This is a genomic window from Actinosynnema pretiosum, from assembly GCF_024171695.1.
In the GTDB taxonomy this organism is placed as follows: Bacteria; Actinomycetota; Actinomycetes; order Mycobacteriales; family Pseudonocardiaceae; genus Actinosynnema; species Actinosynnema pretiosum.
Genome location: NZ_JAMTCF010000011.1, coordinates 145,910 through 155,885, shown reverse-complemented (window position 1 = coordinate 155,885; position 9,976 = coordinate 145,910). Strand labels below are relative to the sequence as shown.

Below are 9,976 nucleotides of genomic sequence, written 5' to 3'. Positions count from 1 at the left end.
GTTCAGCTGGAGCGGGGCGGTTCAGCTGGAGCGGGGCGGTTCAGCTGGAGCGGGGCGGTTCGGCGGCGGACGGGACGGGCGCGGTGGCGACCGGGGCGGTGGCGACCGGGGCTGCGGGACCGGCCCCCGCCGCACCGACCGCGAGCGGCTCGGCCTCGCCGGACGCCAGCGCGCGGGGGAAGACCCTGCGGGCGAGCTCGAACCCGCCCGCCGTCACCGCCGACAGCAGCAGCCCGGCGGCCAGCGACAGCAGCGGGTGCCCGTGGGTCAGCGGTCCGAGCAGGGCGCCGAACGCGAGCATGTACGCGCTCCACACCGCCGACGCGGCCAGCGTCGCGGGCAGGAACCGCCGCACCGGCAGCCCGACCCGCCCGCACGCGGCCGTGCTCACCAACCGCCCGCCGGGCAGCAGCCGCGCGCCCACGCACACCACCACCGGTCTGCTCGTGAGGTTCCGGCGCACCCAGCCGCCCGGCCCGGCGTCCTCGGGCACGCGCAGCAACCGGTGCGAGCCGCGCCCCAGCCCGTACACCAGGAAGTCGCCCAGCACCGACCCGATCATGGCGGTCACCGCGAGCCCGAGGACGGCGGACGCGTCGTGCGCGTGGAACGCCCCGGAGGCGGCGGCCACCAGCAGCGTCTCGCTGGGCAGCACCGGCACCGGCGCGTCGAGCGCGATGAGCAGCGCCAGCACCGGCAGCAACCAGGCGCTGCGCAGCACGACGTCGAACACCGCCGTCAGATGGTGCACGGACTTCCCCCCACGGGCCGGACGACGAGCTAGTCGGCAGACCGCGCCGCCACCGACGGAATTGTGCGCCACGCCACGAACGCGGCCACCAGGGTCACCGCGGCGGCGACGAGCGAGGTGGTCTGCATGGCCCCCGTGAACGCCTCTCGTGCAGAGTGCAGCACCGGGGAGTCCGCGTCCAGTGCCGAACTGCCCGAGGCCAAGGAGTCCTGGACGGCGGCGCGCTGGTCGGCCGGGAGGTCGGCGGGCAGGTCCAGGTTCGACCGGTACACCAGCGACACCAGCGACCCGAGCACGGCGATGCCGAGCGCGACGGCCAGCTCGTAGGCGGTCTCGGCGATCGCCGACGCGGCCCCGGCCTTGTGGCTCGGCACGGCGGAGACGACGGCGTCGGTGGTCACCGTCTGCGACAGCCCGACGCCGAACCCGACGGGCACGAGCGCCAGCGCCAGCCACAGGTAGCTCTCCGCGCCCTCGGCGGCGGCGATCCCGGCAAGGCCGAGGGAGACCAGCGCGAGCCCGCCCGCGATCGTGCGACCGGCGCCGAGCCCGGCCAGCGCCCGGCCGACGAGGGCGATCACGGCGATGGAGGCGAGCGTCGCGGGCAGCTCGGCGAGCCCGGCCTGCAGCGGGCTGTAGCCGCGCGCCAGCTGGAGGTACTGGGAGAAGAAGAACAGCAGCCCGGTGAGCGCGAAGATCGCGATGAACGCGGCGAACACCGCGCCGCTGAACGCGGGCCTGCGGAACAGGTCGACGTCGATCAGCGGGGTGTCCAGGCGGCGCTGCCTGCGCACGAACGCGATCCCGGCGACCAGCCCGAGCAGCAGGGCGAGGACGCCGCTGTCGTCGAGGCCGGTGCTGACGGTGTGCTTGACCGCGTAGACCAGCGGCACGATCGCGGCCATCGACAGCGCGGCGGAGAGCAGGTCGAACCGGCCGGGCGCGGGGTCGCGCGACTCGGGCAGCAGGAACGCGCCCGCGACCACCAGCGCGGCCATGATCGGGACGTTGATCAGGAAGACCGAGCCCCACCGGAAGTGCTCCAGCAGGACGCCGCCGACCAGCGGTCCGAGCGCGGCGCCACCACCGGCGGCGGCCGACCAGATCGCGATGGCGCGGGTGCGCTCGGCGGGGTCGGTGAAGACGTTGCGGATGATCGAGAGCGTCGACGGCATCAGCGTGGCGCCCGCGACGCCCAGCAGCAGCCGCGCGCCGATCAGCGCCTCCGGGCTGCCCGCGAACGCCGCGAGCAGCGAGGCGAGGCCGAACGCGGTGGCGCCGGTGAGCAGCAGCCTCTTGCGCCCGACGCGGTCGGCGAGGTTGCCCATGACCAGCAGCAGCCCGGCGAGCGCGAGCGAGTAGACGTCGCCGATCCACAGGATCTGGGTGGCGCTGGGGGCGAGGTCGGCGGTCAGGGAGGGCACGGCCAGGTAGAGGACGGTGCCGTCGACGGCCATGACGAGGACGGCCAGCGCCAGCACGGCCAGCGCGGCCCAGCGGCGGCGGGCCGTGAGCGGGGAGTGGGTGATCTCGGACGTGGGCACGCCAAAAACTGTACCGACCAGACGGTGTAGTTTTCAATGGAGGAGACTGGCGCCACGACTCCCGAGGCAGAGGTGAGACATGGGTCGCACGACCGGACGGTCCCCCGAGGACACCCGCCGCCTGGTGCTGGACGCGGCGGCGCGGGAGATCTGCCGCGACGGCATCAGGACCAGCCTGGACGCGATCGCCCAGCGCGCGGGCGTGTCCAAGGGCGGCCTGATCTACCACTTCCCGAGCAAGGAGGCGCTGCACCGGGCGCTGGTCCAGCAGGAGGTGGACGGGTGGCGGGAGCTGGTCGAGCGCGAGGTGGACCCCGAGGAGCGCGGCCCCGGCAGGCTGACCCGCGCCTACGTGCGGGCGAGCCTGGCCCCGTTCGACGGCGCGGACGCGCGCGAGCGGTTCCGGTTGTTCGCGCAGCTCAGCACGGTTCCGGCGGCGGTGCGGATGGCGGAGGAGGACGACGCGCGCTGGCAGCGCGAGCTGGAGGAGGACGGCGTGCCGCAGGCGACCAGGGTGCTGGTCGTCGCGGCGGCGGACGGCGCCAGCGGGCCGCCGCCGCTGGGGTCGCAGCTGCCGGACGAGGTGCGCGAGCGGTTGAAGGCGGACCTGCTGGCGCTGGTCGACGCGGCGGTGGGGGCCCCGGTCAGGACCGGGTGAGCCCGGACCGGGTGAACAGGGCCTCCACCAGCGTGTCACCTGCCGGACCGAGCACCAGCCGGACCGCGCGGGCCGCGCCGAAGCCGTGCATGGTCACCGCGCCCAGGACGTGCGCCACGAGCACGGCCGCCGCGCCCTCCGGGGTGACCTCGGCGCGCAACCGCCCCTCCGCCTCGGCCTGCTCGAACAGCGCGGTGCACAGCTCCAGCAGCTGGTCGAGCGCGCCGCGCTTCACGTCGAACCCGGCGTCGTCCGGCAGCCGGTCGTTGCGCCCGATCACCTCCAGGAGCTGGCGGAAGCGCTCGTCGTGCTCCAGCGAGAAGTGCAGCCCGATGAGGAACGCGCGCACCCGCTCGACCGGCTCCCCCACCGCCCGCAGCGGCTTCCACAGCGACTCGCCGATCTCCGCCCACCGCTCCCCCACGGCGGTCGCGTAGAGGTCGGCCTTGTTGGTGAAGTGGTGGTAGGCCGCGCCGCGCGTCAGCCCGGCCCTGGCGCTGATGTCGGCCAGCGTGGACGTGGCGTACCCGTGCTCGGCGAACGCGCTCAGCGCGGCCGACAGCAGGTTCGCTCGGGTGAGGGCGACGTCCTCGGGGGCCTTCCGCATGGCGTGATCGTAGCGGCCGGACCGGGGCGCGGAGATCGCCGAGGAGCGGACTCGACGCAGGTCAGCCGGTCGCAGCCCGGCTCGTGGACCGGCGGTTGCCCAGGAGGGCGAGCAGCGCCAGGAGCAGCGCGGCCCCGGCTGCGACCCGCGCGGTCGCGGTGAACCCGATGACCGAGGCGCCCGCGCCTGCCAGCACGGGGGCGAGCGCCAGACCGCCGGTGTAGCCGAGGTTGTAGAGGGCGTACGCGGCGCCGTAGGCGGGCGGCTGGACGCGCTCGGCCAGCCCCGCCACCAGCACGAGCGCGGGCGCCAGCACGAACTGCGCGCCGAGGCCCACCAGCACCAGCCCGGCGACCGCGAGGTCCGAGCGCTGCCCGCTGAGCGCGAACCCGGCGGCGGTCAGGGCCACCCCGAGCGCGGCGATCCCGCGCGCGCCGAGCCGGTCCGCCAGCGCGCCAGCGACGGGCGCCCCGAGCGCGCCTGCCAGCGCGGCGCCCGCGAACACCAGCCCGGTGGCCGTGGCGCCGAAGCCGAGGTCGCGCAGGTGCGGCGGCAGCACCGGCTCCAGGAACGCGATCGCCGCCGCACCGGTCGCGGTGAGCGCGAGCAGCGGCGCGGAACCGGGCAGCAGGGCCCGCGCGGAGATCGGGGCCGGGCGCTCGGCGAGCGGCTTGACCAGGACCAGGCGGGCCGCCGCGTCACCGGCCGCGAGCAGCGCGACCAGCAGGAACGGCGCGCGGGGTCCGAACGCGTCGGCCAGCGCGCCGCTGACCGCCGGGCCGAGCAGCACGCCCGCGCCCACGGCGGACAGCGCGAGGCCCATCGAGCGGCCTCGGGTGGTGTCGTCGTGCGTGGCGGCGATCAGGGCGAGCCCGGCGATCCAGGAGACGGCGGCGGCGACGCCCTGGGCGGCGCGGGCGAGCAGCAGGGCGGCCAGGTCGGTCGGGCCGGACGCGTCGACCACCAGCGCGAACAGGGCAGTCGCGACGACCAGCCCGACCAGTCCGGCGAGCATCGGGGCGCGGGGCCCGGCGCGGTCGACCCACCGGCCGACCAGCGGGGTCGCCAGGACCAGCGCGATCGCGTACACGGCGAACAGGACGCCGGAGAGCAGCGGCGAGTCGCGCACGGCGGGTAATCCGGGGAGCAGGGGCACGAGGCTGCTGTACAGGAACATGTCCACGCCCAGCGCGATCGCGGTGACCGCGACGGCGGCGGCGGGTCTGGTGGTTGCCATGCCGCTTTTCATACATGCACGCATGTATGAAAAGCAAGGCGCGCTTCTCCGCTGGACCGGTCGGTGGTGCTTCAGCCCCTGGTCAGGGCCGTGACGCGGGACAGGGACAGCTCGCCCCCGGTCAGCCGCACGCCCAGCGCGGGCGACCAGGTCGCGCGCCGCTCCGGGGACACCGCCGTCGTGTACGGGGCGCTGCGGAGCCTGCGCCACCGCCCGGCGCGCTCGACCCAGGTGGTCAGCGAGCTCGCCCCGAACACGGCCGCGAAGCGGTCGCCCGGCCGCCACTCGACGTCCGCGCAGCACCCGCCGGTCGCCGCGCCCTGGTCCCGGCCGCCCACCCGCACGTCCACCCCGGAGCTGCGCCCGCTGTGGTTGTACCAGGACAGGGCGAGGTCGTCGCCGCCCGCCGCGAGCCCGACCAGCACGCTGTCCTCCGGCGCGGTCCCGGAGAACCCGCGCGGTTCCAGCACCACCGCCACCTCGCCCTCCGGCGCGGTCACCGGCGCGACCAGCACCGCCGACGACTGGCGGGACGCGCGGGCGGTCAGCCCGCCGTCCGCCACGAGGTCGGGCGCGGGCTCGCCGAACCGCGTCCCCACCCGGTAGTCGCGCCACCCGGTGAAGTCGTCGTCCCACACCACGCGCCCGTAGTCCGCCGGGTCGAAGCGGGCTTCCGCCTGCGCCACGGCGGAAGTCGCGCCCCGGTCGGTGACCGCGAGCAGGCGCAGCGGGGCCCGGTCGCCGGGCGTCAGCGACGCGGGGGCGCCCACCCGCCAGCGGAACTCACCCGCGCGACGGGGCAGCGGCGCGGCGGTCCAGCCCGCCGGGACCAGCAACTCCGGCCGCGCCGGGCCGCGCACGGTCGCGCGCACCTCGGTTTCACCACCGGCCCGCACCGGGAGGACCCCGTCCTGAACACCGTGCAGCGCGGCGGTGACCCGGCGGTCCTCTGGACGCCACGACTGCCAGGCCGTCACGCCCACCGCGCCGCCGTCACCCCTGGTGGCGCGCAGGCGCAGCGCGTCCGCCCGCACCGGCGGGTCGACCACGACCCGGTTGACCCGGCCGCGCTCCGGCACGGCCGGAACCCGTTGCTGTCCGGGCACCTCCACCCACGCGCCGGAGGCGTCCCGCCGCTCCAGGGCGAACGCGTCGGGCGTGCGCACTCCCCCGCCGTCGTCGTAGAACGAGATCCGCACGTCCGACACCACCGTCGCCGCGCCGAGGTCGACCGCGAGCCAGTCGGCGCGGTTCGGGCTGCCGTACGAGGTCCACCGGGTCGACGGGACGTCCAGGTGGAAGTCCTGGCCGTCGATCGCGTCGGCGGGGCTGTCGGCGTGCCAGGTGTGCGAGGCGGTGGCGGTGGGGAAGCCCGCGCCGGACGGGTTCGCCAGGTCGTCCACGAGGCGGGGTGGTTCGGCGGGAGCGTTGCGCCGCAACGGGAGCTGAACCGAGCGCAGGTCGCGCTGGACGTGCATCTGGACGCCGTCCACGAACACCCGCAGCCCCGCGCCCCTGCTGTAGGCGCTGCCGTCGCGGTCCCACAGCACGGTCAGGTTCCGGCCGTGGTACGGCACGTTCTCCACCGCGAAGCGGTCCCAGCCGTCCGGGACCAGCGGGGCGATCCGCACCGAATCCCCTGGCGCCGGGCGGATTCCGAGCAGTCCGGACAGCACCAGGTCGTTGAACGTGGAGTGGTTGTAGTCCTCGCTGTGCCCCCGACCGTCGTAGAGCCAGCGGTCCTGGTCGGGGTGGTGCGCCTCGGCCACGTACGGCCGACCGTCCTTGCGCTGGGTCAACGCGTAGCCGCGCAGCACGTCGTAGTAGTCACCCTTGTCCACAAAGGACTGGCTCGGGTAGTCGACGAGCAGGTTGGCCAGCGCGGTCAGGGTCTGGCTGGTGGCGAACGGCCAGCTCGGGCCGGACCAGCGGCAGCAGCCCCGCTCCGCGTCGTGCAGGTACCACGGACTGCGGCGCTCGACGGTGGTCGGGCCGAAGTCCGCCGCGAAGCCGTCCCGGTCGGTCAGCTGCGCCCAGGCGGACGAGTGCTCGGCCGGGGGCATCCCGAAGTACCAGGGGATGAAGCCGATCTGCTCGCGGTCGGCCAGCGGCGCGCGACCGGGGTTGCCGTCGCGCATGACGTGCTTGTAGAAACCGTCCTCCGGGTCCCACAGCCTGCGCTGCACCGCGTCGCGCAGCGCGCCCGCCTCGCGCTCGTAGCGGTCGGCGGCGGCCCGGTCCCCGCGCAGCCGCAGCAGCGCCGCGATGGCCTTGGCGTCGCCGTACTGGTAGGCGTTGAGCGTGGGCCGGAAGCCCTCGCCGCCGTGGTAAGGGTCGTCGCTCTGGTAGGAGCTCGCGGTGTACTCCATGGCGTCCCAGACCGGGGTCTGCCAGTACAGCCCCGTTTCCGCGTCCTTCTGCGGGGCCCAGCCCGCCCACTGGCGCTCCAGCTCGGGCAGCAGGCCGACGGCCCGCTCCAGCCGCCCGTCCACGGACGCGCGGGCGAGGACGGCGTCGGCGGCCCAGAACGAGTACTGGTGCGCCCAGTCGGTGGTGTTGGGGTTGAGGAACTCGGTGGCGGGCTTGGGTCCCGCGCCGCCGCCGCGCAGCCAGTAGTCGAGGTAGTCGTCCAGGTAGCGGGGATCGCGCAGCCAGCGGCCCTCGTAGACGTGGTGCCCGGCCGCCGCCGCGATCCCGCCGCCGGGCGCGGAGTAGCCGACCGGGCCGAGGAACTCCGACACGATCCAGCCGTCGTCCGGGCCGGTGTGCTTGAGCGCTTCCTTGTAGGTGCGCCAGCGGTAGTAGTAGATGGCCTCGATCTCCCGGTCGGGCAGGTCCACGAACGGGATGTTCGCCTCGTACCACTCCGGTTCCACCGCGCCCGCGAGCTTCGCGCGGTGGTCGAGGACCGAGGTTCCCGGCCCGACCGGCGGGTACTGCGGCGGTGGCGGCGCGGGGGCGGCCGAGGCCGGGAGCGGGACCAGGACGGCCGTCGCGGTGAGCGCCACGAGCACGGCGGTGCGCAGTCGCATGGGGGACCCCCGTCGTCACCGGCGCCGCGCGGCGCCGTCGCCTACCGCATTCATAGCGGCAGGCGACGGGCGCGGTCACGGTTCCTGTCCGGTGGACACGCCGGGTCACAGCACGCGGGCGACCGCCTCCAACCGCCTGCGCTCGACGTCGAGGACCTGCTCGCCCGCGCGGCGCAGCAGCTCCTCCAGCTCGGTCTCGTCCACGCCGAGCCTGCCCTCCAGCGCGCGCAGCGACCGCCACAGCGCGGACTTCGCGGACAGGGCGACGCGCAGCCCGTCCAGCTCCACCACGTCGCTGAGCGGCGAGCGGGAGATCAGGCGGCCGTTCGGCTTGGCCCGGCCGATCTTCTCGCCCAGCCACGCCCCGGCGACCTTGTAGCGGCGTACCGGAACGCGCAACCTGGTCATGATCCGCACCAGGGCGTCCCGGTCCCGCTCCAGGTCTTCGGCCAGCGCGGTCAGCTCCGGGTTGGCGGAGGCTGCGCGCTTGCCCAGCTCGGCGGCGCCGACGAGCCCGGCCAGGTGGTCGTTGAGGTAGGTGCGCAGCGCGGAGGCGCCCGCGCCGCGCGTCGTCGCGGTTCCCATGCCGGGCGGATAACCCCGGTGGACCGGGGCAAACCCGCCGTTCGCGCTCACCGGGGCGCGGCGGCCTCGCGGGGCAGCGGTGGCGCGTCCGAGCGGCGACCGGGGCGCTGGTCGGCGTTCACCTGACCGGGGCCGGGGCCGCGCCGGGCGGCCAGCGCGTCGGCGACGAGGCCGGTGGTGAGGGCGTAGACCGCCTTGTGGGTCAGGTCGACGGCCAGCTCGCGACGCGGCCAGGTCTGCGGAGGCGCGCCGACGCCCGTGGCGTTCTCGACGATCTGGTCGCTGCTGAGCCGGACCACCGCGAACATCGCGGAGGACACCGGGCCGCGCAGCCCGGCGTTGGCCATCAGCGCCCGGACCACGCCGGTCAGCGCGCCCTGCCCGAAGTGCATCACCAGGTTGGCCGCGCCCGCCCGGTCCCGGTCGTGGCCGCCGACCAGCCGCAGCAGCGCGAGGCCGGGCACGTGCGAGTCGGGGCGTCCGGTCAGCCGCTGCTCCAGCTTCTCGGTCGCCAGCATCACGGCGGCCCCGGCGGTACCGGCGACCAGCCCTTGCCACATCGATCGCTTCAGCATGGGCGTGGGGCTACCCGCGCCCGGCGCGCCCATGCCACCGCGTCGCCGTCACCGGGCGAAGGTCTCCTCCAGCGCCCGCTGCACCGACCCGGTGGCCGGGTGGACGAACAGCTCGCGCAGCAGCAGGTCCCCCAGCCCGGACAGGTGCAGTCCGGGCTCCTTGCCCGCGACCGCCGCCAGCGCGCCGCCCGCGACCAGCGCGCCCCGCACCACCGGCGCGGGCAGCCTCCGGGGACGGGCGGGCGCGCCGACCGCCTCGGCGGTCCTGGTGAGCAGCTCCGCCCAGGTCAGGTTCTCGTCGGCCACCGGGGTGTCCCGGTCGGCCCCCTCCTCCAGCGCGGTCACGGCCTCCTCGGCGACGCGCCGGGCGGTGGTCGCGGCCGTTCCGCCGGGCGGCGCGGCCAGCGGCACGCGGGAGCGGGCCCAGGACGCCAGCGCGGGCGCCCAGTTCGGCAGCCGCCCACCGGCCCGGCCGAACACGAACGGCAGCTCCAGCACGGTCACCGGCAGCCCCGTGCCCCGCGCCGCGCGGGCCTGCTCGACGCGGCTGCGGATGTAGGGGTGCCTGCCCGCCAGCTCCCACTCGGGGTGCGCGCGGTGGAAGTGCGTGTAGTACGAGCCGAGGACGACCGCCCTGGTCGCGCCCACCCGCGTCGCGGCTTCGGACAGCCCGGCGACCGGTTCGACGTTGCCGCGCCGGAAGTGCGGGTAGGCGGGGCGGCGCGGGGTGGCGCGGTCGTCGCTGCCCGCCGCGAACGCGTAGCCGTCGTGGTCGGCCAGCAGCTCGGCCCAGCGGTCGGCTCCGGTGGTCTCCACGTCGAGCGCGTGGTCGATCCCCTCGCGCGGGGTCCTGGCGATCGCGGTGACCCGGTGGCCGCGCGCCACCAGTTCCGCGCCGATGTGCTGTCCGATGAGCCCGCTCGCCCCGATGACCGCGATCCGCATGGCGTGATCGTCCCGCACCGGGGCGCGGACGGCACCGCACCG

The 9,976-nt window shown here is 75.8% G+C and carries 9 protein-coding genes; 1 reads left to right on the top strand and 8 read right to left on the bottom strand.

What is annotated here, in order from left to right; all coding sequences use genetic code 11:
- Positions 1-40 precede the first annotated feature (40 nt).
- Together LV78_RS22955 and LV78_RS22950 are read right to left on the bottom strand one after the other, a co-directional pair.
- Positions 41-751: a DedA family protein gene (locus LV78_RS22955; RefSeq protein WP_253847672.1), complete on the bottom strand. Its 711-nt coding sequence runs from the start codon at positions 749-751 to the stop codon at positions 41-43.
- A gap of 29 nt (positions 752-780) precedes the next feature.
- Positions 781-2,295 (bottom strand): MFS transporter, encoded by a 1,515-nt coding sequence (locus LV78_RS22950; protein WP_253847671.1) that lies wholly within the window; start codon positions 2,293-2,295, stop codon positions 781-783.
- Between the two features lie 79 nt (positions 2,296-2,374).
- Here LV78_RS22950 and LV78_RS22945 point away from each other — a divergent pair, with 79 nt between their 5' ends.
- Positions 2,375-2,953 carry a TetR family transcriptional regulator gene (locus tag LV78_RS22945; RefSeq protein ID WP_253847670.1) on the top strand — a complete coding sequence of 193 codons (579 nt, stop codon included), beginning with the start codon at positions 2,375-2,377 and terminating at the stop codon, positions 2,951-2,953.
- Here the strand turns inward: LV78_RS22945 and LV78_RS22940 are convergent.
- From LV78_RS22940 to LV78_RS22915, 6 genes are all read right to left on the bottom strand, one after another.
- A complete protein-coding gene (locus LV78_RS22940) occupies positions 2,940-3,560 on the bottom strand; it encodes a TetR family transcriptional regulator (protein WP_253847669.1) in 621 nt (206 codons plus the stop codon). The genes LV78_RS22945 and LV78_RS22940 overlap by 14 nt on opposite strands.
- Positions 3,561-3,621: 61 nt before the next feature.
- The gene (locus LV78_RS22935; protein WP_253847668.1) at positions 3,622-4,797 is read right to left on the bottom strand and encodes an MFS transporter; all 1,176 of its coding nucleotides are present in this window, start codon (positions 4,795-4,797) and stop codon (positions 3,622-3,624) included.
- Between the two features lie 71 nt (positions 4,798-4,868).
- Positions 4,869-7,829 (bottom strand): MGH1-like glycoside hydrolase domain-containing protein, encoded by a 2,961-nt coding sequence (locus LV78_RS22930; RefSeq protein ID WP_253847667.1) that lies wholly within the window; start codon positions 7,827-7,829, stop codon positions 4,869-4,871.
- 105 nt (positions 7,830-7,934) lie between these two features.
- Positions 7,935-8,414, bottom strand: coding sequence for a hypothetical protein (locus tag LV78_RS22925; protein WP_253847666.1), 480 nt, complete (start codon positions 8,412-8,414; stop codon positions 7,935-7,937).
- A gap of 47 nt (positions 8,415-8,461) precedes the next feature.
- A complete protein-coding gene (locus LV78_RS22920) occupies positions 8,462-8,989 on the bottom strand; it encodes a hypothetical protein (protein ID WP_253847665.1) in 528 nt (175 codons plus the stop codon).
- A gap of 48 nt (positions 8,990-9,037) precedes the next feature.
- Positions 9,038-9,934, bottom strand: coding sequence for an NAD-dependent epimerase/dehydratase family protein (locus tag LV78_RS22915; protein ID WP_253847664.1), 897 nt, complete (start codon positions 9,932-9,934; stop codon positions 9,038-9,040).
- Positions 9,935-9,976: the final 42 nt, after the last annotated feature.